Origin of the sequence: Methylomarinum vadi (assembly GCF_000733935.1) — a bacterium.
In the GTDB taxonomy this organism is placed as follows: domain Bacteria; phylum Pseudomonadota; class Gammaproteobacteria; order Methylococcales; family Methylomonadaceae; genus Methylomarinum; species Methylomarinum vadi.
Map to the genome: position 1 here is coordinate 3,542,478 of NZ_JPON01000001.1, position 26,033 is coordinate 3,568,510.

Consider the following 26,033-nt stretch of genomic DNA (forward strand, 5'->3'; position numbering starts at 1 on the left):
GCCCTGAATTCAGACCGAACGAAAGCCTCGGTGCTAAAATGCCCGATGATCGGTTTGGGTCAGTGAGAAATGCCGCTTACATAACCGGTTTTGCCTCTACGCTTTGGTCGAATTCAATGCCATGACAGCCGAAGAACCGAGAATGCGCGTTTTGATAATCTGCAGGGTTCCACCACAACATGGGCATTGGAGTTTCGGGCGGGGCCTGAGCCAAGCGATAGCACGATTGGGATTGACGCCGAGCAAGACTTGCAGCAGACGAATCAGCCGTTTGCTGTTGGGGTGCAAAAAGCCGAAGTTGCGAGTCCGCCTAAAGCCTTTGGGCAGAACATGGCGGAGCATCAGCCACAGAAACTTCACGCCGGGTAGTGTTCGAGTCTGCCACTTTTTGGTTTTGCTGTCCTGGTAACGGAAGGTTACTTGGCCATCTCGGCAGGCAATAATGTCCTTTTCCTGGATAACGCCCTTATAGAGATAACGTCCCAGATAAACCAAGGCTTTATCGCCGCGTCCGACCGACTTGACGTCAACGACCCATTGTTGCGGATAGTAGTCAGGCAATGTCAAACCGGCCTGCGAGATCGCTTCAAGCAATTTGGCCCGAAACACTTTGGCCACTGCCTTGTGATTGAACAAATAGCCTTTCCGGCCCTTTTTACCCTGTTTGGTGCGCCACAGTCGTTTATCAGGATCGATGGCGGCCGCCGGCATCACCAAGTGTACATGCGGATGGTAATCCAATCGGCGGGAATGGGTATGCAACACAGCAATAGCACCGGCATTGCCCTGAAGCTGTTGATCGTTGCGGGTGAAGGTGTTGACGGTATCCCAACTACAGCGGATCAGCAGATCATACAACGTACGTTGCTGTTGCCAGGCCAACGGCCTGAGTTCTTTGGGCAAAGTAAACGTCAGCAAAAAATATTCGGCCGGCACCTGCTTCTGCAACTGCCTTTCCAGCCATTGTTGCGATTCGTGCGACTGGCAATGCGGGCAGCTGCGATGGCCGCAGGAATGCGGCACCAAGCGTTGCCGATCGCAATCATCGCATTGCGCCAACATCACAGGGCCTTGCGACGTGCGGCAGTGTTTCATCGCGGCCAGCGCCTGACGCTGACTGGGTGACAAGCGACCCTGGTAAGCGACCAGAAACTCGGCTTCGAAGGTTTGGATGATGGCGGAAAGCAAGATCATTTGACCGCCCCCCAGTCGATGTCGAAGCCATTCATTAAGGCATTAATCAACTGGCCGGTATTTTGATTCGTGCCGTCGGTCAGGTGAGTATAGCGGGCAGTGGTGAGGATACTGTGGTGACCGAGGATTTTCTGCACTTCCAGTAGATCGACGCCCGCTTCAATCAAATGTGTGGCATAGCTATGCCGCAGACAGTGCGGGGTAATCTTTTTTTTAAACCGCAGTCTTGCGCGACTTGGCGCAGAGCCTTTTGCACGCCACCGCGATCCAAAGGGCTCTGCGCGCGCTGCGCGCCCTTCAAACCGCCATGGCGATTGGGAAACAACATGACCGGATGCCGGTGAACTTGCCAGAAGCGGCGTAGCAAATCCAGGGTGGCAGCCGGCAACGGCACCAGTCTATCCTTATTGCCCTTGGCATCTCGGATATGCACGCGTTGGCGACCGGCATCGATATCCCCAACCTCAAGACGCAATCCCTCGCCGAGGCGCAAACCTAGACTGTAGAGCGTGAAAAAGAACACCCGGTAACTGAGAATACGCGTGGACTGGAAGATACACCGCGCCTCGTCGACAGTGACGATATCCGGCAAACGTTGCGCCTTCGGCGGCTTGACCAACTGCGGCGCGACCCAAGGCTTGCGCAGTACATGGGTGTAATAAAACTTGAGACCGTACAGGTCCAACTTGACCGCACTCCAAGAATGCGACTCCAGCAAATCGGTGAAATAATCGGTCAGTTGCTGTTCGGTCAACGCATTGATGTCTTCGTTGAAATACTGGCCGATACGTCGAATCGCACGGGCATAGGCCTCGATCGTCTTGGGCTGCAACCCTTTAAGTTTGAGGTGTTTCAGATGGCTTTGATAGTTTTGCTTGAAATGGGGTTCGAATGATGTTGTCATTGTCGCGTAACCTCATGATTCGTCATGGAATAATCCCTCTTAAAAGAGGGCGTGAGATTACATTTTATAAATTACCGGCTACTGCCGCTTTTCTCCGCGTTAGCGGCTTCGTCCAACTATTCGTTCTCGTCCTCGTCGGATACCTTGATCACGATATTGACGCGGCGGTTTTTTTGCCGGCCTTGTTCGCTGGCGTTGTCGGCCACCGGTTTGGTATCGGCATAGGTGACCGCTCGCATGCGCGCGGCGTCGATTTGCTGCGAGGCCAGAAAATGCAGCACGCTGGTGGCCCTGGCCGCCCCCAGTTCCCAATTGGAGGGAAATTGGGCCGTCTTTATCGGACGGTTATCGGTATGCCCCTCTATATAAATCAATCCCTTAGCTTGTTTCAGCAGCGGAGTCAATTTGCTCAAGACGGCGCGGCCCGATTCGGTCAGGGCTGCTTCCGATGATTGGTAGAGAATATTGTCTTGTATTTCCAGTTGGGCGTAACCCTGAGTGACGGTCATGTTGATGCTGTTGTTCAGCCCTAACTGTTCCAGCTGTTGTTGCAATTGCTGTTGGCTTGCTTGTTCAGGCGGGGGCTCTGTCGGTTGCATTTGTTCGACGGATTCCGTTACTTCCTGACTCGGTAGCGCCCGTTCCTCGGTGACTGCGGGTTCTTCTACCGGTTCGACAACGGATGGCGCTACCTCTATGGCTGCGTTTTCTGCCGGCTCGACGGGAATCGGTGCAACGGGTTCGATTTCGGCGGTGGAATCTTCGGTTTCCGGCGCAGCCGTTTCGGACTCGGGCGCGGCTGGTTCGACTGGCGCTTGCTCGGGCGTTGTTTCCCTTTCGGCCTTTGCGGAGGCGGCCGCCTCGGGAGGGGCGGGGGCAGTCACGGTCGCAAGGGCGTCGCGTGCCTGACTCGGGACCGGCTCGAAACTGCTCAGGGCAACCAGCGTGACCACCAGCATCACGACCAAGACGAAGACATCGATATAGGTCAGCAACCAATTCGGTGGATGGCGTCTGTCGCTCAGGCTAAGCAATTCGTCGATGCTCTGCGATGATTCGAGGCGGGAAAAGGATGGCCGGGGCATGGTTTGGTTATCTTTTGGTATTTTCCTTCAATTCATCGTCATAATGGGCGATGAAGGAACTGAGGGTTTCACGAACGAAAGACGGGGCGCGGCGTTCGGCGATCAAGGTAATGCCTTCCATGATCATACTCATGATCATGATGCGCTGTTCCGTTCGGCGTTCCAGTTTGATGGCGATGGGGTTGAATACCAGGTTGGCTAGCATCAAACCGTAAAAGGTCGTGGTCAGGGCAATCGCCATGTTGGCGGTGAGTGAACTGATGTCCTTGATTTCGATGATTTGCAACATGTTGATCAGGCCGACCAAGGTTCCCAGCATGCCGAAGGCGGGGGCAAAGGCGGCCATGCTGTGGAAAATGCTGGATTCTGCTCTTTCCTTGGCGCGCAGGCGCGAAATGCGCCATTTCAACAAGGCCAGGATATCGTCGAGCGGAGTGTTGTCGACGATTAATTGGAAACTGGTTTTTAAGTAAGGATTGTTGATGGAATCGATGACATTCTCTATCGCGATGGTGTCGCGGTTGAACCACATCCTGGCGACGGCGGCGATTTCATCGGCTTCCCGTTGCGGATTCAGGCTTTCGTATAAAAATACCAGCTTGATCGATTTGATGGCGCGTTTGACATCGTGTAGCGGATAGCTGAGCAAGGCGGCGGCGATGGTTCCAACAAGGACAATCGTTAGACCTGGCCAGTTGATGAAGGTGTCGGGGTCATTGGCGGCAAAGTAAATAATGAAAAAGAGTAGGGCCAGGCTTAACAATAAGCCCAGTACCGTCGAATAATTTAGCGCCGGTTGTTGGTTCAAGGAGGCAAACAGCCAGTTACGATTTTTCATGAAAAAATCATAGCATAACTTTTGCACGAAAATAGGCTATGATTAGGTTTCAAGAGTAATATGGATAAATCCGTAAAGAAATCGGTAAATACTTGATTTGCCATGCAGGGGATCCATGGGATGGAAGCGTAGTCAATTTATTTGCTCCATCTGATCAGAATATTAAACTTATCTCAAAGTGGATTTTATGATTAAAGTTTTGCTTGTTGATGATCACGAATTAGTTAGGACTGGAGTTGAGGCATTACTCAATCAGGAGGAAGATATTTCGGTGGTTGCGGTATGCGGTACCGGCGAAGAGGCTGTGGAAGCCGTTGAAAAACATTTGCCGGATATTGTCATGATGGATATCCAGATGCCGGGTATCGGCGGCGTGGAGGCTTGCCGAAGGATATTGCAGCGCCACCCCGAAGCCAGGGTCGTGGCGTTATCGGTATGTAATGACGGGCCGGTTCCGCAACGGTTATTGAAAATGGGGGCGAAGGGATTTATTTCCAAAGGCTCGCCGGTCAGCGAAATGGTCAACGCCATTCATGTCGTCATGTCCGGCAAACGCTATTTGTGCTCGGAAGTGGCGAACAACCTTGCCTTCCAGGGCTTGGAGGAGCAAGAGCCGTCACCTTTCGCCAAATTGTCGCAAAGGGAGTCTCAAGTCGTTAACTTGATTTTGCAAGGGAAAAGCATTCAGGAAATGTCGGATATTCTCGTGATCAGCGATAAAACGGTCAATACCTATCGCTACCGCCTGTATGACAAGTTGAAAGTCAAGAATGATGTCGAGTTGACGCGCTTGGCGGTCAAATTCAATTTGCTGGAATCGGTTTGATTGGCCCCGCCGCAATTATTTGCGGCGGAAGCGGGTCGTTGGTTTACACCAATGTTTGCGCTTTGCTGAACGCGTCGCGGAAATCGAGATATAATGGTTTGTCTGTTTCCAACATCGATTTCAACAGGACGTTTTGCAGACGGTATTTGATGTCGCCGACGGCCAAAGAACCCACACCGACAGCTCCTTTCGATTGAGTGGCATGAATCAATGGAGCGCCGAAGTCCTTCAATTTGATTCCGTCGATACCCAAAGGCGGAACGGCGTTAACATCGCCGGCCACTTTCAGTTGCTTGGCCTGCGCCAGCACTCCGGCATTCAAAACCTGAATGCCGGCCTTGGCGGTGCAGAAAATGATGTCGGCATCGGCGATCAACGCCGCTTTTTCAGCATCGGATCCGGCGACAGCGCCTTGTAACGAGGCCTTGAAACGGCGATTGTATTCCTTGGCGGCGTCATTAGCGGTCTCGACCGACAAATGGTCCACTAATGTAGTCTCGGCGCCGGCCAGCGATGCGATGACGCCGGTGGCGATGCCGACCGGACCAGTGCCGCCGAACACCAGCGCCTTACATTCCTTCAATTCCTTTCCGTGTTTTTGTTTCAATTCCCTTTCCACGCACGCGACGAGGGCGGCGGCCGTGGTAAAGGCGCCGCTGGGGTCGGCAAAAACGGAAATTTCAAAAGGAGGCACCATGGCCTGCCGGGCCGATTTCAGCATATCGATGGCCAACCCCATGTCGCGGCCGCCGATGAATAATGCGGTTTTCTTGACGCCGGCGGGGCCGCGCGAAAAGATGGCGTCTTGAGTCAAGCCAGGCACGCTTTCCAGCTTGACATTGGAATAAGGCATCAACACGTCGAAACCGGCATCCAGTGCCATATTCACATCGAATGGACTGTTATTAGGCATCGGGTCGAGCATGTGGAGAATACTGCGTTTTTCCATTCTGGCGTCTCCTTTCGGATGATGGGGGCAAAAACCTTTAAGCAGTTTCTTTAATAAATTCACGGGCGACTTCAAATGCGTGTTCGAAATGCAGATATAATGGCTTGTCGGATTCCAGCATTTTCTTCAGCAAGCGGCTTTGCGCCTGATATTTGATATTGCCGATAGCCAGGGCGCCAATTCCGACAGCGCCGCTTTGGGAGCCGGCAATCGCTTTACCGTTGTCGAAGGCGTCGACACCCGCAATACCAGCTGGCGGGACTGCGTTGACGTCGGCTGCTACTTTCAATTGCGGAGCCGAAGCAATTAGTTCCGCGCTCAACAGCTCGATGCCAGCAGCACCGGTGGCGAATACCACATCGGCCGTTTTGATGTATTCCGCTTTATCGGCATCGGCGCCGGCGGTAATATTGATTTTTCCATCGCCAAATTCTTCATTGCACAGTTCGGCGACTCTTTCGGCTTTTTCCAACTGACGGCCGATGATGCGAACATTGGCGCCGGCTTGTGCCGATATGACCGCGGCCGCTTGTCCGACCGGGCCGGTGCCGCCCAGGGCCAGGATATTCTTGCCTTCCAGGGTCGTATTGAATTTTTCAGCTAGTTCTTTTTCAACAGCCGCGACCATGCCGGCAGCTGTTGTAAAAGCACCGCTGGGGTCGGCAAACACGGAAACTTCGAAAGGAGGAACCATCGAATTCTTGGCGATCTTCAGCATGTCCATGGCCTGCTTGGTTTCACGGCCGCCGATGAAAATACCGGTCCGGATCAAGCCTTTCGGGCTGCGGGAGAAGATGGCGTCCTGAACCAGGCCGCGAACTTCACTGGGTTCGACATTGATATAAGGGACAGCATGCAGCCAGCCCGCGTCCATCGCCATGTTGACATCGAACGGGCTCAAGTTTTTTGCTGTTGTCAGCATATGCAAAATGAATGGTTTTTCCATGTTTACCTCTAAAATCTATTCAGCGGCTAAGTATAAAAGAAAAAACAGGCCGTTAACAGGCTTAAACCGCTGGATTTTGCGCGCCGGGGTATAATGCCGGGCGAAAGACGAAAGACGAAAGACGAAAGACGAAAGACGAAAGACGAAAGACGAAAGACGAAAGACGAAAGACGAAAGACGAAAGACGAAAGGGGATGTCATGACTCTGAAGCAGGAACAACGTCGTCAAGGTTATGCGGCCCGGCGGGCGCAAACCGATAAGAAGACGGCCAGTCGGATCATCTGTCGACGGTTTATGCAAATGCCGGAGTATCTTAACGCCGAGACCGTCATGTGGTATCTGCACTGCCGCTCGGAGGTGAGAACGCTGGAGGCTCTGCAAGCCGCGCTTGAATCGGACAAACGTTGCGTGATTCCGTATTGCACGGTTGACGAACAAGGGAATAAACGGCTCGGGTTATGGCGATTGCAAAATCTCAACGAACTGGAACCGGGAACCTGGGGAATCCTGGAGCCGCCAAGGCAAAGATGGTTGGAGCCGGGAAAAAAGGTGGCAGCTGAACAATTGGACCTAATCATGGTGCCGGGAGTGGCTTTCGATCGCCGCGGCGGTCGGCTCGGTAATGGCGCCGGTTATTATGACCGTCTACTGGCCGAAGTGCGGCCCGATACGGTTTTGGCGGGTGTGTGTTATGAGTCTCAATTAGTGGACAGGGTGGAAATGGATCGGCATGATGTGGCTATGAATAAAGTGATAACCGAACTAACAATCTATCGAGGCGACAGGGGGTGATGGAACGGCAATTATTTGGTGAAAAAATTGCGACGACGCCGGCCTTCGTCATCGACGAAACCGATGTCCGCCGGCGCTTGCAGTCGTTGGCGCTGCTGCGCGAGGAAAGCGGTTGCAAGGTTTTGTATTCGATGAAGGCGCTGCCTTTGCAATCGATACTCGAGCTGGCAATCGATGTCAGCGACGGCATATCCGTCAGTTCGCTGTTCGAGGCAAGGTTGGCGCGTGAGTGTATCGCAGACCATGGCAGCGTGCATTTGACGACGCCAGGACTCAGAAAGGATGAATTCCCCGAATTGAGCGAATTGTGCTCGCATGTCAGTTTCAATTCAACCAGTCAATGGCGGGCCATGGCGGGATTGGGCGAGGTTTTTTCGCCGGGATTGCGCCTTAATCCGAAAGTACCGTTCGTCTACGATCAACGTTACGATCCTTGCCGATTGCACTCGAAACTGGGGGTCGATATCGATACCTTGGACAGTGTGGATGGCATCGAGCAGTTGGAAGGATTGCATTTTCATACCGTGTTTTCCTGCCCAGATTTCACGCCCATGTCGCGAACGGTCGAAATCATCCGCCATCGATTGTTAAACAAGATGAGGAACTTGAAATGGTTGAATCTGGGGGGCGGTTATCTGTTCAGCCAAATTGAACAACGCGGAGCATTTGTCGAGCTAGTGCAGGGCTTACGTCGAGATTACGCGATCGATGTCTATGTCGAACCGGGCAATGACGTGGTCAAACAGGCCGGTTATCTGGTGAGCACCGTCGTCGATCGTTTCGACAGCGGCGGAAAAACGGTGGCGATCCTCGATACGTCGGTCAATCACAACCCGGAGGTTTTCGAATATCAATATCAGCCAGAATTGTTGCGGCAACCTTGCGGCGATGTTCCTGTGATATTGGCCGGGTCGACCTGCTTGGCGGGCGATTTGTTCGGCGAATACGGATTCGCTAGCAAGCCCGAGGTCGGCGACCGCATCGTCTTCAAGCACTGCGGCGCCTATAGTTTGATCAAGGCCCATCGTTTCAACGGCTATAATCTGCCTGATATTTACAACTGGGACGGGAAAAACTTCCAGCGATTGAAACACTATGATTATCAAGATTATCGCCGGCAATGGCTGGTTGACGGGTAAGGGCCTGTGGCCTCGGTCATTGCGATAACCAGCGGCAAGGGCGGCGTCGGCAAGACCAACGCCGCGACCAATCTGGGTTTGGCGTTGGTCGCGCGCGGCGCCAAGGTGTGTCTGTTCGACGCCGACACCGGACTGGCCAATGTCAATATTCTGTTGGGCATTCAGCCGCAATACACGCTCGAGCATGTGTTGAACGGCGAGCGCGCACTGACGGATATCATGGTCCGGGTCGAGGGCGGCCTGCATGTCATCCCGGCCGCATCCGGCGTGCAGCATTGCATCGAACTGGGCGAGGAAAAACGGCTGCTTTTGGTGCGGGCATTACAAAAACTGGAGCAGGAGTTCGATTTTATTTTGATCGATACCGCCGCCGGGATCGACAGCGGTGTGCTCGATTTCGTCGCTTCGGCCCAATATCGGGTCGTCGTTATCACGCCGGAGCCGACGTCGCTGACCGATGCCTTCGCCTTGCTGAAAATGTTGACGCTACGGGGCGGCAAACGTAATCTGTTCGCCTTGGTCAACCGGGTCGACGATTACAAAACCAGCCAGAAAATCTTCAAGCGTTTTCAGGGCGCGGTGGCCAAATATCTCCGCGTCGATATCCATTATTTGGGATATCTGGCCGATGACCGAGCCTTGCCTGAAGCGGTTGGACGCCAGGTGCCGGTCGTGACCGGCGCGCCCGATAGTTCCGTGAGTTGTTGTTTTTTCGCTTTGGCGGACATCGTCAAAAGGCAATTCCTGAATGCGAAGAACCTGCCTTATTTCAGCCATTACTGGCAGAAACTCTCGGCGGCAGCGCAACAAAAAACGCGGCGGCAGGAGCAGGTCGTGGCTTCCGCGTTATCGACAGTCGGAAAACGCAAAGCGGAATCCGAGCTGCAGTTGGCCGATATCATCGCTTGGCTGCAACGCCGCGATTATCCGGAAGACGACATGCGCGAATTGATCAACACGCTGGAAGCCATGTTTGAAAAAAAATATCTCAAGCCAATCAAGAGCATGGACAGCGCTATCGCGGAGTGGTTCGCGGATGCCTCGACCAGCGAGGAAAAAGCGCGCCGGCTTCATCGGGCCTTGTTGGAAGGCTTCGAGCGCCGTTTTCACCAATGTCTCGAAGATCCAGAAACCATGCTGTTGCAACAGCTGCGGGACGAGCGAACTTCCCGCGAGCAATTTTCCAGCCTGCTCAAGCAATTCGGCAAACTCTATCGGACCCGTTTCGGGGTCACTTATTACGACGACGGCGAACAATTATTGGCTAAAATTACCCGCCTGTTGAACAACAAATAATTCCAATCCTTGCGGCCACATGAAAAAGAGCGATTTTTACTATCCATTACCCGAAGAACTGATTGCACAAAAACCTTTGCCGGAACGTAGCGCCAGTCGACTGTTGTGTCTAAACAAAAATAACGGCGAACTGGACGACCGGATGTTCAACGATTTTGCCGGCTTGATCGATGCCAAGGATTTATTGGTCTTCAATAATACCAAGGTCATTCCGGCCCGTTTGTTCGGCCGTAAAACAACCGGCGGGAAGGTGGAAATCCTGATCGAGCGGGTGCTCGACGACCACAGTGCCATCGCTCATATGCGCGCCAGCAAGTCGCCCAAGGCCGGCGCGGTGATCGAACTGGACGGCGATATTGCCTGCCGCGTGACCGGCAGGGAAGGAGATTTGTTTTGCCTGCACTTCGACACGGATGAAACCTTGTCCAGTCTACTCGATCGCATCGGCCACATGCCGTTGCCTCCCTATATCACCCGCGCCGATGATGAAGAGGACCTGAGCCGCTATCAGACCGTTTTTGCCCGGGAAGCGGGAGCGGTCGCCGCGCCGACCGCCGGCCTGCATTTCGATCAAGACATGTTGGATGCCTTGGCGCAAAAAGGGATCGCTAGCACTTATGTCACGCTGCATGTCGGCAGTGGCACCTTTCAGCCGGTCAGGGTGGAAAACCTATCCGAGCACGTCATGCATAAGGAGTATTATTCCGTGTCCGAAGACACCGTGGTCGCGGTGCAAAGGACCCGGCAGCAGGGCGGCCGGGTCGTCGCCATCGGCACGACCGCGGTCAGGGCCCTGGAGTCGGCCTCGCGCAACGGCGAATTGCAAGCCGGTTTCGGGGATACCGACTTGTTCATCACGCCGGGTTACCGTTTCCGTACGGTCGATGCCATGTTGACCAATTTTCACCTGCCGGAGTCCACCTTACTGGTGCTGGTGGCGGCGTTTGCCGGTTACGAGCCCATCATGAACGCGTATCGTCATGCCGTAGAGGAAAAATATCGCTTCTTCAGTTACGGCGATGCCATGTTTCTGTATTGATAATCCGAATGCGGTGACCTTTTTTGTTGCCGAGGCGTAGACGCCGGCATCTCTTCCTCTGGTTCTCATGCTCCTGCGGAGCGACGCCAGAACATGGAAACGATGAGGATAGAAAAAATCGGGAAGTTAAAATTTACCGTATCCTAAAAGATGGACTCCGGCATCGCTTTATGTTTAAGTGAGACTGTCACTAATTTGTAACAAAATCAAAATAGTATCAGAGAGGTGGGTCATGAAAGAACTAGAAGAACAACAGGAATTGACTCAGTTTTTGCCGCAAAAGAACTTGATTAGACTGCGCGGCTATATCTTGCTGGGGGTCGGGGTGTTGATTGCATTAGGCTCGATTATCGCACCCAATGTCGGCATGTTGTCGTATAAGAATGCTTGGTTGCCGGTGGCCTCCTTCGTCATTCTGTTAACCGGGGTTGTCGAATCCCTGGATACGTATATCTCGCGGAAAACCACGCGCTTTTTCGTCAATCTGCAGTTTGCCATTCTCGATAGCGTGGTCGGTATGGTGTTATTTTTCAGCCTTAATTACCCGGCTTATAAATTGAGTATTTTGATCGCCGTGTTTTTAATGGTGAAGGGCCTGTTCAGGGTCATAGGCGCTTATGCCGGCCATTTCGCGACCACCAAGCAAACCATGATCGGCGGTGGGGTTTCCCTGGTCTTGGGGCTGTTGATTTGGGTGCAATGGCCGGGCGAGCCTTCCAGCGCGGTATTGTCGTTTTGTCTTAGCGTGGAACTCGCCCTGCGCGGTTGGGCCTTGCTCCGTTTGGCCGATTGGTTGGACGAACATCAGGAATAGCGCCATGAAATACCGTGGCGCTCGGTATATAATTAAAGGATTTTGAATAAGCGCCAAGAATCATGTCCGAAACCAATCTGTTTTCTCCCGAATTGCCGCAACAAGCCGAAACGCCGTTGTATTGGAGCGGTTTGGCCGGTTGCGGCGATTCGTTGGCGTTGGCCTCGGCGATTAAACAGCAACGGCGCCTGTTCGTCATCGTCACGCCGGATAGCCAGACAGCACTGCGCCTGGAACATGAGCTGGATTTCTTTCTTAATTACGAATTTCCCATCCTGCATTTTCCGGACTGGGAAACTCTTCCCTATGATGTTTTCTCGCCGTTGCCGGAGATTATTTCCGAACGGTTGAGGACTTTGGCCTTACTGCCGGAAGTGCGGCGCGGGGCGCTGGTGGTCTCGGTATCGACGTTGATGCACCGCTTGGCCCCGCGCGATCATGTGCTCGCCAACAGTTTCGCTATCGAGGTCGGCGGGACGTTTAATCTGGAGTTGAACCGCGCCAAGCTGGAAGCGGTCGGCTACCAATGCGTTTCGCAAGTCTACCAGCATGCCGAATTCGCCGTGCGCGGTTCGATCGTCGATTTGTTTCCGATGGGAAGCAAACGGCCTTTCCGTATCGAACTGTTCGACGAGGACATCGAATCGATTCGCACGTTCGACCCGGAAACGCAGCGCTCGCTTGAGAAAATCGACAAGGTGGAGTTGTTTCCGGCGCGCGAGTTTCCGTTCACCGATGCCGCGATCAAGCATTTTCGCCAGTCGTTTCGCGCCCATTTTCCGGAAGTCTCGGAAAAAAACCCCATTTATCAGGATGTCAGCAAGGGCGTCGCGCCGGGCGGCATCGAATATTACTTGCCGCTGTTCGTCGAAACGACGGAAACGTTGTTCGATTATTTGCCGGATAACACGGTGCTGGTTCTGCCGGCCTCTTTCGACGAGGCGGCGGCAACTTTTTACGATGAAGCGGAAGATCGTTTTCAACAGCGTAAATACGACGCCCACCGCCCCTTGCTGGAACCGCCGGCATTGTTTTTGTCCGCCGAGGAATTGCAACAACGAACGCAGTCGTTCGGCCGCGTGGTGATCGACGCCAAGGCGGAGCAGGCTTGCGATTATCGTTGCCAACCGCTGCCCGAACTGGCCATCGATACGCGGCTGAAAGAGCCGGCCCAGCGCTTGCGCCAGTTTGTCGAAGGATTTTCCGGACGTGTACTGTTCGTCGCCGAGACGGCGGGACATCGGGAAGGGTTGATCGAAAAACTGAAACGATACAAGCTCGGCGTCAAACAGGTCGAGGATTGGCAGGATTTTCTCGGCGGCGAGCAGCGTTTGGCCATTCTGGTCGCGCCGATGGATCATGGCTTGCTGCTGGAAGACCCGGCCATCGCCATCATCACCGAAAGTCAGCTGAGCGGCGAAAAGGTCCAGCAACGGCGGCGCAGGCGGCAGTCGGCGGCCAAGGAGCTGGAGAATGTCTTCAACAACCTGAACGAGCTGACCATCGGTTCGCCGGTGGTGCACCAGGAGCATGGCGTCGGCCGTTATCTGGGCTTGCAGACCCTGACGGTGGGCGGCATCGAGGCCGAATTCCTGACCCTGGAATACGCGAACCAGGATAAGCTTTATGTGCCGGTTTCGTCCTTGCAATTGATCGGCCGCTACAGCGGCGTCAGCGCCGAAAACGCGCCGCTGCACCGGTTGGGCACCGATCAGTGGAGCAAGGCCAAGAAAAAAGCCATGGAGCGGGCGCGCGATGTCGCGGCGGAATTGTTGGACATCCACGCCAAACGGGCTGCCCGCCAAGGGCATCAGTTCGTCATCGATAACGATGACTATAATGCCTTTGCCGGCGCCTTCCCGTTCGAGGAAACGCCGGACCAGCAATCGGCGATCGAGGCGATTCTGGCCGACATGCATGCGCCGCAGCCAATGGACCGTGTCGTTTGCGGCGATGTCGGTTTCGGCAAGACCGAAGTGGCGATGCGGGCGGCCTTCATCGCCGTGCAAAGCGGCAAGCAGGTGGCGGTGCTGGTGCCGACCACGTTGCTGGCGCAGCAACACTTTCAGAATTTCCGCGACCGCTTCGCCGATTGGCCGGTTCGCATCGAGGTGATGTCGCGCTTCAATACGCCCAAGCAACAAAAGACGATTGGCGAGGACCTGGCCGATGGCAAGGTCGACATCGTCGTCGGCACCCACAAGTTACTGTCCAAGGAAATCCAATACAAGTCGCTGGGCCTTGTGATCATCGACGAGGAACACCGCTTCGGTGTTCGCCAGAAGGAACATTTCAAGAAACTGCGCTACGAACTGGATCTGCTGACGTTGACGGCGACGCCGATACCGAGGACCTTGAACATGGCGATGTCGGGATTGCGCGATATCTCCATCATCGCGACGCCGCCACCCAATCGCCATGCCATCAAGACCTTCATCAGCGAATGGATCGACGTGCAGATACAAGAGGCCTGCCAACGTGAAATCAAGCGCGGCGGCCAGGTATTCTTCCTGCACAACGACGTCAAGAGCATGGAGAAAATGGAGCGCGAGCTGAATCGCCTGGTGCCCGAGGCACGCGCCCGGATCGCACATGGCCAGATGCCGGAGCGTGAGCTGGAGCAGATCATGCTCGACTTTTACCATCAGCGCTTCAATCTGCTGATCAGCACCACCATCATCGAGAGCGGCATCGATATCCCCAGCGCCAACACCATCATCATCAATCGGGCCGATAAACTCGGCCTGGCGCAATTGCATCAATTGCGCGGCCGGGTTGGGCGCTCCCATCATCGCGCCTACGCCTATTTCATCGTGCCGCCGAAATCCTTGATGAGCAAGGATGCGATGAAGCGTTTGGAAGCGCTGGAGACTTCCGGCGAGCTGGGCGCAGGCTTCATGCTGTCCTCTCACGACATGGAAATTCGCGGCGCCGGCGAATTGCTGGGCGAAGACCAAAGCGGGCAAATCCAGGAAATCGGTTTTACCCTCTATACCGAATTGCTGGAACGGGCGGTCGAGGCATTGAAGTCGGGCAAGCAGCCGGAACTGGACGCGCCGTTGGATATCGGCCCGGAAGTCGATTTGCAGACGGCCGCGTTGATCCCGGAAGATTATCTGCCCGACATTCATGCCCGCCTGGTATTGTACAAACGCATCGCCAGCGCCGAAACGTCGGACGATTTGCGCGTGCTGAAAGTGGAAATGATCGACCGTTTCGGCCTGTTGCCGGAACCGGTCAAGGCACTGTTCAGCGTCACCGAGTTGAAGCAGCAGGCGGCCGAATTGGGCATCCGCAAGTTGGAGGCCTTCGCGACCGGCGGTAGGGTGATCTTCAACACGGACCCCAATATCGATACCGCGGCGTTGATCGAGCTGATTCAAACCCAATCCCAGCTTTACAAATTCGACGGCGCCGATAAGCTAAGATTTACCCATACGTTCGAGAAGTTGGAAGACAAGCTGGATTTTCTGACCCGATTATTGGAAAAGCTGACACCGGAGGCAGCGTAATGGAAAAATATTTTTTCACGGGGTTGATAGGGTTATGGCTGGCCGTGTTCAGCGCGGCGGGTTTGGCCGACAGCAAAGCCTTTAAAATCGAAGTGGTGGTGTTCGCCCAGGACCAGCCGACCAGCGAAGTGTTAGATCAGCTGGAAAGCGAAATCGACTGGCCGCGCCGGCTCGCCGATCTAAACAATTATCCTCAGGTCGATCCGCAATATATTTCCTTGAACGGCATTTCCGCCAAATTAAGGCGAACCGCGGGCTACCGGCCGTTGCTGCATGTCGCCTGGACCCAGGAAGTTCCCGCCGACAGCATCGGCACGGCGGTGCAATTGCAAAACCCCTCCGGCAGTTTGAACGGCTTCATTCGCATCCAGCGCGGCCATTATTTGTATTTGATCGCGGATATGGAGTACAACCCGACCGGCTCGTTGTATTATCGCCTCGATGAAAAACGCCGCATCAAATTGAACGAAATTCATTATCTGGATCATCCCAAATTCGGCATCATCGCCAGGGTTACGCCGTTGTCCTGATGCAAGCGAGCGACCAATCACGGCAAATTCAACAGGCGGTGAAGGACGCCGTTGCCGGGCGAACGCCGCTCGCTATCGTCGCCGGCAACAGCAAGGCCTTTTACGGCAGAGAGCCTCAAGGCCTAAAACTCGATGTCAGCGGCCATCGCGGAATCGTCAATTACCACCCCTCCGAATTGGTCATTACCGCGCGGGCCGGCACGCCGTTAAGCGAAATCAACCAAGTCTTGGCGGAACGGAAACAAATGCTGGCCTTCGAGCCGCCAGGATTTTCTGATAGCGCCACATTGGGCGGTACCATCGCTTGCGGCCTGTCCGGCAGCCGGCGGCCATTTGCCGGTTCTGCCAGGGACTTCGTGCTGGGTTGCCAGATCGTCGATGGGCAGGGAGAAATCCTGTCGTTCGGCGGCGAGGTCATGAAGAATGTCGCCGGCTACGACGTATCCCGGCTGATGACCGGCGCGTTGGGAACGCTGGGCGTGTTGCTGCAGGTTTCCCTGAAAGTGCTGCCCTTGCCCGAGCAGGATATGACCTGCGCATTGGAGCTCGAGGAAGCCGGGGCGATGGCAGCCATGCAGCAATTGGCGCTGCGTCCCTTGCCGCTGTCCGGCCTTAGTTATGACGGCGAACGCCTGTTCGTGCGGTTGTCCGGCGCGGAGAAGGCGGTGAGTTCGGCGGCGCAGAAAATCGGCGGCGATGCCTTGGCCGATGCCGGCCACTATTGGCGACGATTGAACGAACAACGGTTACCGTTTTTTCGCTCCGACCGGCCGTTATGGCGGTTGTCGCTGGCGCCGGCCACGGCGCAGCTTGAATTGTCAGGGGAATGTTATTGGGACTGGGGCGGCGCCCTGCGCTGGCTGAAAAGCGATGAACCAGCGGCCCCGATTTTCGCCGCGGCCGCCGCCGTCGACGGACACGCCACGTTGTTCCGAAACGGCGACAGAAGCGGCCATGTGTTTCAGCCCTTGAGCGGCAAGCTGCAGCAGTTGCAGCGCAATCTGAAGCAAGCCTTCGACCCGCATGGCATCTTCAATCCCCAACGCATGTACCGGGACTGGTAATGCAAACCAATCTGGCCGATTTCGTCAAACAACGCCCGGAACACGCGGAACTCGACGGCATATTGCGCAACTGCGTGCATTGCGGTTTTTGCAACGCCACCTGTCCGACCTACCAATTGCTGGGCGACGAACGGGACGGCCCGCGCGGGCGCATCTATCTGCTGAAACAAGCATTGGAAGGCGAAGCCGTCAGCCGCCTGACGCAAACGCATTTGGACCGTTGCCTGAGTTGCCGCTCCTGCGAAACCACTTGCCCTTCGGGCGTCAAATACGGCCGCCTGTTGGACCTGGGGAGGGAGATTGTCGAGGAAAAGGTGGAGCGCTCTGTGTTCGACCGGCTGCGGCGTTTCGCCTTGCGCCAGATCCTGCCTTATCGAAGTCGTTTTGGCCCGCTGATGCGCATGCTTCGGTTGGCGAGACCGCTGCTGCCGCTGTCGTTGCGGCATAAGATTTCGCCGCCAGCGAAGGCTTATGCCTGGCCGGCCGCAAACCATCCGCGCAAGATGTTGATCATGCCGGGGTGCGTGCAAGCCGAGCTGGCCCCATCCATCGATGCGGCTACGGCCAATGTATTGGACAGACTGGGGATTTCCTTGCTGCGGATCGAGGACAGCGGGTGTTGTGGCGCGTTGCCTTATCATCTGTCCGCGCACAAGCAGGCCAGGGCCATGGCCCGGCGCAATATCGACGCCTGTTGGCCGTCTATCGAGCAAGGGGCCGAAGCCATCGTCATGACCGCTAGCGGCTGCGGCGTGACGCTGAAGGAATACGGCGTGTTGCTGCAAAACGACGCGGATTACAAGGATAAAGCGCAGCGCTTTGCCGGATTGTGCAAGGACATAGCCGAAATGCTGGCCGAAGAGGATTTGCCGCGATTCGGCGTGCAGCCTCGTAAAATAGCCTTCCAGTCGCCGTGCACGCTGCAGCACGGACAACAATTGAACGGCGCGGTCGAAGCGATTCTGCAACGCATCGGGTTTCAGTTGACGCCGGTACAGGACGCCCATTTATGCTGCGGTTCGGCCGGCGTTTATTCGCTGCTGCAACCCGAATTGTCGAATAGCTTACGCGGCCAGAAATTACAACATTTACAGGCCGGCCAGCCGGAGCTGATCGCCACGGCCAACATCGGCTGTCTCAATCATTTACAGGCCGGCACATCCACTAGAGTGGCGCATTGGATAGAATTATTGAACGAAAGTGAAGAAAAACCATGAATGACCTACCCGAATTGGAAACCATCGAATCCCCCTGCATAGGCCAATGCTGCCTGAACGAACAAGACATCTGCCTGGGCTGCTACCGCAGCCTAGAAGAAATCACCAGCTGGACCCTGGTCGACAACGACACCCGCCGCCAATATTTGCAAAATGTTGCCGAGCGGAAGAAAGAGCGGGAATGAATTTTTGATAAAAGGCATTCGATATGGGAGTTAGTCGGATCTGGTTATCATGATAAATATTCATGTTATCCCGTTTAGAACTTTAAGGGTTCCTGTGCATGAGTGCCTTGATGATCAAGTCTAGTGTATAGGATATGCGGGTCTGGTGAATAACTTGGGCCGTAGGATGTGCCGACGTTAGGAGGCGCATCGTTCGCGATCGATGCGCTTCACGTTGTTCAGCACATCCTACGGCCCTTAAATCATCTGGCGCCTAGAATAAAATTCCAAATTGCAAATAACATTGGTAGAGTTAAAACTATACTCGCGTAAATACCAAATAAATTTTGTGCGGAAAGCGCAAACAAAATTAAAAGAAAGGGCAAAATTAGTCCCCAAAAAATCAATAAATTTTTTCCGAATATTAAGTCGTATATCTTTAGATAACCTTTTTTCGCGTTACAAGTCGAGCAAATATTGTCTTTTGCTGCTATCTCGCTTTTACAAAATGGGCAACTGATCATTTTATTTTCCTCCATTCATTTAGATAGAAACATACTAAAAATTTACCATCTAATATCGAAGTCTTAGAATCAATTACAGAGCGTAGCAAGATAAAATGACAATTTTAAGTCAGGGCCGTAGAATGTGCAGGCGTTAGGAGGCGCATCTTTCGTGATAGATGCGCTTCACTTTGTTAAGAACATCCTACGGCCCTTTTCGCGTCCAGTTATTTGCGGCATTATGCTGAGCCTTTTTAATTATCCATCATAAGGTTTAAACCACCGGCTTTAGCCGGTCAGCTTTAGCTGCGATAATTATCCATCATAAGGTTTAAACCACCGGCTTTAGCCGGTCAGCTTTAGCTGCGATAATTTGCCCAAGGAGGTGGCGATGGACTATAGATACGGCAGCCATACGGTTTACCAAATTGAGTATCATTTTGTTTGGGTTACGAAGTATCGTTATAAAGTGCTGAAGGATGAAATAGCCGAACGAGTGAGAGACTTGGTGCGGCAGACATGCGAAGCCTTTGAGATACGGATTATCAAAGGTGTCGTGAGCAAAGATCATGTGCACATTTTGGTGAGTGCGCCGCCGACTATGGCCCCAAGCGAAATCATGAGGCGAATCAAGGGACGAACTTCGAGCTATCTGTTCGAAGAGTTCCCGCACTTGAAAAAGCGATATTGGGGTCGACATTTTTGAGCCCGCGGTTATTTTTGCGCCACAGTGGGGCAAATGACTGATGAGATGATAAAGCAATATTTGGAGCATCACTTTGAACCTAATCCAAACGATAATTTCAAGATGGAGCCCGACTAAGACGCGTCGTTTAGTCGACGCGTATCCGGACTTTCAGTCCGTTATTGGAACCCACCCGCTTGAGCGGGTGGTTGTTTAGTTAATACAAATCTAATTAAAACATGTCAGATAATAAAAAAACCTTTGAACCACCTCTGCCACCTTTATTATCCATCATAAGGTTTAAACCACCGGCTTTAGCCGGTCAGCTTTAGCTGCGATAATTTGCCCAAGGAGGTGGCGATGGACTATAGATACGGCAGCCATACGGTTTACCAAATTGAGTATCATTTTGTTTGGGTTACGAAGTATCGTTATAAAGTGCTGAAGGATGAAATAGCCGAACGAGTGAGAGACTTGGTGCGGCAGACATGCGAAGCCTTTGAGATACGGATTATCAAAGGTGTCGTGAGCAAAGATCATGTGCACATTTTGGTGAGTGCGCCGCCGACTATGGCCCCAAGCGAAATCATGAGGCGAATCAAGGGACGAACTTCGAGCTATCTGTTCGAAGAGTTCCCGCACTTGAAAAAGCGATATTGGGGTCGACATTTTTGAGCCCGCGGTTATTTTTGCGCCACAGTGGGGCAAATGACTGATGAGATGATAAAGCAATATTTGGAGCATCACTTTGAACCTAATCCAAACGATAATTTCAAGATGGAGCCCGACTAAGACGCGTCGTTTAGTCGACGCGTATCCGGACTTTCAGTCCGTTATTGGAACCCACCCGCTTGAGCGGGTGGTTGTTTAGTTGGATGTTGTTCAAAAAAAGATGTAGCTAGATGGGCTAAAAACCTCAAACATATTCGATTATGCTTAGGAGCAAGGTCTGGTCATGCAAATGAAGGTGATAGTTATAAAGTTAAATTTAAATTTTCAAACGAAGATGAGTTAAATTGGATATTAAATACATTAAATATTAATAATTCAACTCCAAAAAAAATCCATAACTATGAAAGAGTTAAAACAATAAGTCTTAGTATTTCCTGAATCCGTGACTTAAGAAGTGATAATCTCTTCTATCCTAATGATTTAACAAGCTTAATCTGGGATAATGTCGTTATTTCTTCATTCACCCACTCAGTGAATCATGAAACGATTTATCCTGGAGCAGTCAGAAACTGAATTTTATACCAGCCATTCCGGATTAGCCTTAGTGGGCTTATGTTTGAATCAGTATGGCCAACTCAATCAAGTGCTGGATAAGGGTATTCCATTGCGCCACGGTATCGCTCATGCCGATATTATCAAAAGCATGATCGGGTCGCTTTGCCTGGGCAAGAGCGATTTCGAAGCGATTGAGAATTACCGCGACGACGACTATTTCAAAACCGCGCTGTCGATTCAACAAGTCCCCTCCAGCGCTCGCCTTAGACAACGGTTGGACGAACACGCCGAGGCACTATTGCCGCTCGTTTATCAGAGCAACATCGATTTTCTGGCCCACGCGCAAGTCCCGGTAACGCCGTTAGCCACTGGTCATGTGGCGCTGGATATCGATGTTTATCCGATGAACAACGAAAAAACGCGCAAGGAAGGCGTCTCCCGGACCTATAAAGGATTCGACGGCTATGCCCCCATCGCGCTTTATTTGGGCCAAGAAGGCTGGTGTCTTGGCAACGAACTGCGCGAAGGCAAGCAACATTGCCAATACGAATTCCTCTATTCCTTGGAGCGCGGACTGACTGCAGCCAAGCGTCTGACACCCTTGCCGTTACTTGTTCGCCTGGATAGCGGGCATGACGCTCTCGACAACCGAATTGTCTTACAGGAAGACGAGCAAGCCGAGTTCATCATCAAATGGAATCCCCGTAAACAGAATGCCGATGCTTGGCTAGCCTACGCCGAGCAACACGGACAATGGGACACACCACGTGAAGGCAAACGGGTGGCCTTATTTAGTGTCACGGAGGAACACACCCGAAACGGCCAAACCTATTCCTGTCGTCGCGTCATACCCACAGGGCACAAGTGCAAATCACCGAACGAACAACAACGGCTAAGGGACAACTCCTGCTGTTCCCTGAGATCGAGATGGAAGGCTGGTGGACAAGCCTAGCTTCTACCGAATATGACGACACATTGATCGTTCAACTGTATCGTGATCATGCCACCGCCGAGCAATTTCACAGCGAGTTTAAAACGGATCTGGACATCGAACGCTTGCCTTCGGGCAAATTCGCCACCAACGATGTCATCATGACCCTGAGCGCCTACAGCTACAATATCTTGCGCTGGATCGGCCTGATCGGCTTACTGGGGCAACAAAGCCCCATTCGGCATCCGGCCAAACGACGCCGCATCAGAACCGTCATTCAAGAACTCATGTATCTGGCCGCCCGTTTGATCCGTACCGGTCGCCGGTTAAAACTGCGCTTTTCCAACGCTTGCCCCGGCTTTATCGCGTTTGAATCGACCTACACAAAACTCGCCGCCGGTTAACCCTTCAACGTTTTCAGCTTCAAACCATCAGCGTGGCAACACCGCGTTTAATCTCTCTTTGCCCAAAAAACGCCATACCCCTATTATTTTCTCAAAACCTACGAAAAAAAGTTTCAATAATCCTCAGTTAAACTCGACTTTATTGATAGCGTTATAAAATCTCCGAATTTTGGAAAACTCAAGAATTAATTTCCCAACCAATAATTGAAGTCACTGATTCAGGTATTTATGATTTAGGGTATCAAAAAGTAAAAAAGGACATTCCAGAATGGGCAACAGCTAAAATACCACCTAAGTGGATGGACGGAAAAATCCCAGCAGATACTTGGTCTAAGATATCTGCATATGCTAATGATGAGCCCAATTGCTACGCACCTATAGAATTAACCATTACAAAGGATAAATTTTTATACTTAAGATTAATGGTTATAGATGGCTATGTAGCTACAGAAAAGGATTTTTCAAATGGTAAATTTTTAGATGACCTTCTTAAAAAAGTTCAAGACTATATTGTTGAACCTCCAATGGAAAATAACAGGTGTATTTCTCCTGTTTATTATCCAGAATTATGGAGTGATTGTTAAATTGATTAGGGCCGTAAAATGTGCCGACGTAAGAAGGCGCATAGTTCGCGATAGATGCGCTTCACGCTGTTCAGCACATCTACGGGACTGTTCAACTTGGTCAGAATCGGTGTTCAAATAAATCAGAATAGGCACATGTGGAGAATACAACTTCGAAACCCTGTAAAGTTCATACCAATTTCTGTATTTCCTTCTAATATTTTTTGGCATAAATCAGTATTTAAAGGATATGGGGAGGGCATTACAGATGTCGGTGGCACTCAAAAGCTAGCTGATCTTTGCAAATTGCGAGAAGTAGACGATATACATCCGATTGTTTCGCTCAATCCCGACTACTTTTTTCAAACTGCAAATACGACCTGGGTTTATACTGGCAGGGTGGGAAACGCGCCGGATTATTTGGGGTTCAATCAGATAGAATGTGTTGTAGGTGAAGTAAAATGGAACGACGGTTGGCACCTGCGATTGTTGCCTCAGATAAAGGAGTATGTGTCTCGTAAAATTTGGCTGTCAAATACCAATAACAAAATAATCTCGATCTACATTGCATGTCCGCAAACGGCGTCCAGGCAATTGCTAGATAACCTCGTTAAAATAAAATCAGGCGATTGGAAGAGCGTCCGCTTGTTTTTTGGGTTCATTCAATTTGGGTGGTTGCGTTCTAATAGTCATGATACCTATATGAGAGTGCTCTGGAAACCATCGCATGAATGGAATGGTGAAAGCTTTAATGGTTCTGATGATGTTGGCCTTCATTGAGGACCGTAGGATGTACCGCCGACGTTAGGAGGCGCATCGTTCGCGATAGATGCGCTTAACGTTGTTCGGTACATGCTACGGCCCTTCCACGACCATACGGTCGACATGTTCGCCATTGAAATTGGTTTCCGTCGAACAGAACTCAACCTCGCCGCTTTCTATATCGTACATGCCGCCGACGATGTCGATTTTGTTTTGCTGTAACAGTGTTTTAAGAGTCTGGCTTTTATCGAGAATTTGTTGCATGGACAGTTGTACATTTTGCCTGGCCACCTTGTCGATAAAGGAATCATCCGACAGCTCGGCATGATGTTGGTGGACATGGTTGACGGCCGGTTTGATCTTCGCCAATAGGCCGGTCAAGTTCTCCAACTCGATGCCGGAGCAGGCCCCGCGCACGGCGCCGCAATGGGTATGGCCTAGCACGATGATGAGCTTGGAACCGGTGACGCTGCAAGCGTATTCCATGCAACCGAGAATATCCTCATTGATGACGTTGCCGGCGACGCGTACGCTGAAAATGTCGCCCAAGCCCTGATCGAAAATCAATTCCGCCGACGTTCGCGAATCGATACAGGACAGCACGATCGCAAACGGATATTGGCCTGAGCTGGTAACGTTAACCTGTGCTAACAGATCATGATGGGAGTGCAGATTATTGACGAAACGTTTGTTTCCTTCTTTCAAAATTTCGAGCGCCTCGGCCGGCGTCATCGTTTCCTGAATGTTCTTGGAACGGATGGGGAAGGCGGTCGGCATTTCGATGAATTTGAAATCGATATTGCGGTCTTTTGCTTCGATTTTGAAATTATTGATGATTTCGCGCACGTCATAATCGATAAACTTGGCCCCCAGCGCGTTGATGATCAGTTCCGTGTTGGAGGGCTGACGATGCAATACCTGCAATAAGTTGGCCTTGTTTAAGAAAGAGACATGCTCGGCCAGGTGCAGAATGCTGGTATTGCCTTTTTGCGTGCGCTGGAAATACATGCCCATGCGATAGTTCTCCATCAGGATGGAGAAGACCGCGATGCCGTTACCGATGGCGATACCGGTCAGCAAGTCGGTCAATACCAGCCCGGCGGCCGTGGCGATAAACGGAATAAAATGAAAGATGCCGCTCGTATACATCTTTTTCACCCTTGTCGGGTGGGCGAGTTTGAAACCGACAACCAGCAGAATGGCGGCCAGGGTCGCCAGGGGGATCGTGTTAAGCAGTGCCGGAATCGCCAATATCGAGATCAACAATAAAAGTCCGTGGAAGATGGTGGAGGTTTTGGTTTGGCCGTTGGCTTGGACATTGGCGGAACTTCGTACGATCACCTGGGTGATCGGCATGCCGCCCAACAGTCCGGAAGCCGCATTGCCGATGCCTTGCGCTAACAATTCCCGGTTGGTATTGGTCGAACGCTTGTGGGGATCGAGCTTGTCGGTGGCTTCGGTACAGAGCAGGGTTTCCAAGCTAGCGACGATCGCTATGATGAAACCGGTGGAATAGATGGATGGATTGGCAAATTGCGAAAAATCCGGAAATGTCAGCTGGGAAAAAAGATCGAGGTGGCTTTCCATGACCGGGATCGTGACCAAATGGTTGCTTAGCAATGCCAGATCGGGCGCCGCAATAAGAAGGATCTGATTGGCGACGGCACCGCCGATCACGGCAATCAGAGAGCCGGGCACGAGTTTCCCCAGCCGCGTTTGTTTGACCCAATCCGTTTCCCACAACAGCAAAATGGCCAGCGCGCCCAGCGAGATGGCGATGGCGGTGGGCGAAATCATGTTAAGTATATGGCTCAGTTCGCTAAGCGTGTTGAAACCATCGCTCTGGGCAAAACCGATGTCGCCTTCATAGTCTTTGTCGTAGCCCAGGGCGTGCGGAATTTGTTTTAGAATGATAATCAAGCCGATGCCGAACAGCATGCCGCTGATCACGGCGGAGGGAAAGTAGTAGGCGATGATGCCGGCGCGCAGGAAACTCAGCATGATTTGCACTAAGCCGGCAAAAATGACGGCGAGCAAAAAGGTTGAAAGTCCCAGTTGTTCGATGCCGGTTAACACCAAGACCGTTAAACCCGCTGCTGGACCGCTGACGCCTAATGAAGAGTTGCTGATAAAACCGACCACGATACCGCCGACGATGCCGGCGATGACGCCGGAGATCAAGGGAGCGCCTGAAGCGAGGGCGATGCCCAGGCAAAGCGGCAAGGCGACCAGAAAAACGGCCAGGCCGGCAGGCAAGTCTTTGTGCAGATTGGCCAGGGGGTTCAGATTGGGTCGAGTTGGGCTGTTCATAAAGATCTTGAGTCGTCGTTAAAATTTTTATTGGTTAAGGTTTCACCCATTAGCCCGCCGGTGTCAATAAGTAAAACAATCTCTGCTGAAAAAAGCATGTTTTTAAAGCCATTGGTCGCCTCGATTTTGCTCCCATTATTTCTCTTCACAGGTGTTGGCTGAAATATCCGCGCCGGCCAAAAATCGGTGGTTAACCGATTCATTCAACACCCGAGCGCCGCTCGCGCTTCGGGCAAATAATGTCAATCGATGGCGGACCTGAGTAAGGTGGAAGCGGTTAACCGGATTCCGCCGTAGGAAAAACTGGCGGCTCTTCCGGCGCGAAAGGCTTGTTAAGC

General features: G+C 52.5%; 20 protein-coding genes and 4 pseudogenes. 16 read left to right on the forward strand and 8 right to left on the reverse strand.

Annotated elements, in window-relative coordinates:
* Positions 1–96: 96 nt before the first annotated feature.
* The 4 genes and pseudogenes from EP25_RS0117655 to EP25_RS0117675 all read right to left on the reverse strand — a co-directional run bounded on the left by EP25_RS0117655 (position 97) and on the right by EP25_RS0117675 (position 4,021).
* Positions 97–1,194 carry an IS91 family transposase gene (locus EP25_RS0117655; protein ID WP_036300033.1) on the reverse strand — a complete coding sequence of 366 codons (1,098 nt, stop codon included), beginning with the start codon at positions 1,192–1,194 and terminating at the stop codon, positions 97–99.
* Positions 1,191–2,098, reverse strand: a pseudogene (locus tag EP25_RS0117665) (tyrosine-type recombinase/integrase). The gene EP25_RS0117655 and the pseudogene EP25_RS0117665 overlap by 4 nt, the downstream one beginning before the upstream one ends.
* A gap of 116 nt (positions 2,099–2,214) precedes the next feature.
* Positions 2,215–3,183 carry an OmpA/MotB family protein gene (locus EP25_RS22610; protein ID WP_051906827.1) on the reverse strand — a complete coding sequence of 323 codons (969 nt, stop codon included), beginning with the start codon at positions 3,181–3,183 and terminating at the stop codon, positions 2,215–2,217.
* 7 nt (positions 3,184–3,190) lie between these two features.
* Entirely contained in the window at positions 3,191–4,021 is an 831-nt protein-coding gene (locus EP25_RS0117675) for a motility protein A (RefSeq protein WP_051906829.1), read from the reverse strand.
* Positions 4,022–4,208: 187 nt separating this feature from the next.
* Between EP25_RS0117675 and EP25_RS0117680 the strand changes: the two genes are divergently transcribed.
* Positions 4,209–4,847, forward strand: a complete 639-nt coding sequence (locus EP25_RS0117680; protein WP_031435114.1) for a response regulator — start codon at positions 4,209–4,211, stop codon at positions 4,845–4,847.
* 43 nt (positions 4,848–4,890) lie between these two features.
* Here the strand turns inward: EP25_RS0117680 and EP25_RS0117685 are convergent, their stop codons facing one another.
* Positions 4,891–5,796: an NAD(P)-dependent methylenetetrahydromethanopterin dehydrogenase gene (locus EP25_RS0117685; RefSeq protein WP_031435115.1), complete on the reverse strand. Its 906-nt coding sequence runs from the start codon at positions 5,794–5,796 to the stop codon at positions 4,891–4,893.
* Between the two features lie 37 nt (positions 5,797–5,833).
* Positions 5,834–6,742, reverse strand: a complete 909-nt coding sequence (locus EP25_RS0117690) for an NADP-dependent methylenetetrahydromethanopterin/methylenetetrahydrofolate dehydrogenase (RefSeq protein WP_031435116.1) — start codon at positions 6,740–6,742, stop codon at positions 5,834–5,836.
* A 199-nt stretch (positions 6,743–6,941) separates the two neighbouring features.
* Here EP25_RS0117690 and EP25_RS0117695 point away from each other — a divergent pair, with 199 nt between their 5' ends.
* The 15 genes and pseudogenes from EP25_RS0117695 (at position 6,942) to EP25_RS0117775 (ending at position 23,403) form a co-directional block, all read left to right on the forward strand.
* The gene (locus EP25_RS0117695) at positions 6,942–7,535 is read left to right on the forward strand and encodes a 5-formyltetrahydrofolate cyclo-ligase (RefSeq protein ID WP_031435117.1); all 594 of its coding nucleotides are present in this window, start codon (positions 6,942–6,944) and stop codon (positions 7,533–7,535) included.
* Entirely contained in the window at positions 7,535–8,674 is a 1,140-nt protein-coding gene (locus EP25_RS0117700) for a type III PLP-dependent enzyme domain-containing protein (RefSeq protein ID WP_031435118.1), read from the forward strand. The genes EP25_RS0117695 and EP25_RS0117700 overlap by 1 nt, the downstream gene beginning before the upstream one ends.
* 6 nt (positions 8,675–8,680) lie before the next feature.
* Positions 8,681–9,970 carry a MinD/ParA family protein gene (locus EP25_RS22615; RefSeq protein ID WP_051906832.1) on the forward strand — a complete coding sequence of 430 codons (1,290 nt, stop codon included), beginning with the start codon at positions 8,681–8,683 and terminating at the stop codon, positions 9,968–9,970.
* A gap of 19 nt (positions 9,971–9,989) precedes the next feature.
* On the forward strand, positions 9,990–11,009 hold the full coding sequence (gene queA, locus EP25_RS0117710; RefSeq protein WP_031435120.1) for a tRNA preQ1(34) S-adenosylmethionine ribosyltransferase-isomerase QueA: 1,020 nt from the start codon (positions 9,990–9,992) through the stop codon (positions 11,007–11,009).
* A 232-nt stretch (positions 11,010–11,241) separates the two neighbouring features.
* Positions 11,242–11,823 carry a hypothetical protein gene (locus tag EP25_RS0117715; RefSeq protein ID WP_031435121.1) on the forward strand — a complete coding sequence of 194 codons (582 nt, stop codon included), beginning with the start codon at positions 11,242–11,244 and terminating at the stop codon, positions 11,821–11,823.
* 62 nt (positions 11,824–11,885) lie between these two features.
* On the forward strand, positions 11,886–15,335 hold the full coding sequence (gene mfd, locus EP25_RS0117720) for a transcription-repair coupling factor (protein WP_031435122.1): 3,450 nt from the start codon (positions 11,886–11,888) through the stop codon (positions 15,333–15,335).
* Entirely contained in the window at positions 15,335–15,865 is a 531-nt protein-coding gene (locus EP25_RS0117725; protein ID WP_031435123.1) for a CsiV family protein, read from the forward strand. Before mfd ends, EP25_RS0117725 begins: the two co-directional genes overlap by 1 nt.
* Positions 15,865–16,929 (forward strand): glycolate oxidase subunit GlcE, encoded by a 1,065-nt coding sequence (glcE, locus tag EP25_RS0117730; protein WP_031435124.1) that lies wholly within the window; start codon positions 15,865–15,867, stop codon positions 16,927–16,929. The genes EP25_RS0117725 and glcE overlap by 1 nt, the downstream gene beginning before the upstream one ends.
* On the forward strand, positions 16,929–18,146 hold the full coding sequence (gene glcF / locus EP25_RS0117735; RefSeq protein WP_031435125.1) for a glycolate oxidase subunit GlcF: 1,218 nt from the start codon (positions 16,929–16,931) through the stop codon (positions 18,144–18,146). The genes glcE and glcF overlap by 1 nt, the downstream gene beginning before the upstream one ends.
* A complete protein-coding gene (locus EP25_RS0117740; RefSeq protein WP_031435126.1) occupies positions 18,143–18,331 on the forward strand; it encodes a DUF1289 domain-containing protein in 189 nt (62 codons plus the stop codon). Before glcF ends, EP25_RS0117740 begins: the two co-directional genes overlap by 4 nt.
* A gap of 873 nt (positions 18,332–19,204) precedes the next feature.
* Positions 19,205–19,636: pseudogene (gene tnpA, locus EP25_RS0117750) on the forward strand (IS200/IS605 family transposase).
* 222 nt (positions 19,637–19,858) lie between these two features.
* Positions 19,859–20,290: pseudogene (gene tnpA / locus EP25_RS0117760) on the forward strand (IS200/IS605 family transposase).
* Between the two features lie 418 nt (positions 20,291–20,708).
* Positions 20,709–22,060: pseudogene (locus tag EP25_RS22120) on the forward strand (IS1380 family transposase).
* 299 nt (positions 22,061–22,359) lie between these two features.
* Positions 22,360–22,644 carry a hypothetical protein gene (locus tag EP25_RS23280; protein ID WP_152555677.1) on the forward strand — a complete coding sequence of 95 codons (285 nt, stop codon included), beginning with the start codon at positions 22,360–22,362 and terminating at the stop codon, positions 22,642–22,644.
* Between the two features lie 135 nt (positions 22,645–22,779).
* Positions 22,780–23,403, forward strand: coding sequence for a hypothetical protein (locus EP25_RS0117775; RefSeq protein ID WP_152555678.1), 624 nt, complete (start codon positions 22,780–22,782; stop codon positions 23,401–23,403).
* A 75-nt stretch (positions 23,404–23,478) separates the two neighbouring features.
* Here the strand turns inward: EP25_RS0117775 and EP25_RS0117780 are convergent, their stop codons facing one another.
* Together EP25_RS0117780 and EP25_RS0117785 are read right to left on the reverse strand one after the other, a co-directional pair.
* Positions 23,479–25,695: a bifunctional SulP family inorganic anion transporter/carbonic anhydrase gene (locus tag EP25_RS0117780; protein ID WP_051906834.1), complete on the reverse strand. Its 2,217-nt coding sequence runs from the start codon at positions 25,693–25,695 to the stop codon at positions 23,479–23,481.
* On the reverse strand, positions 25,692–25,898 hold the full coding sequence (locus EP25_RS0117785; RefSeq protein WP_031435130.1) for a hypothetical protein: 207 nt from the start codon (positions 25,896–25,898) through the stop codon (positions 25,692–25,694). The genes EP25_RS0117780 and EP25_RS0117785 overlap by 4 nt, the downstream gene beginning before the upstream one ends.
* Positions 25,899–26,033: the final 135 nt, after the last annotated feature.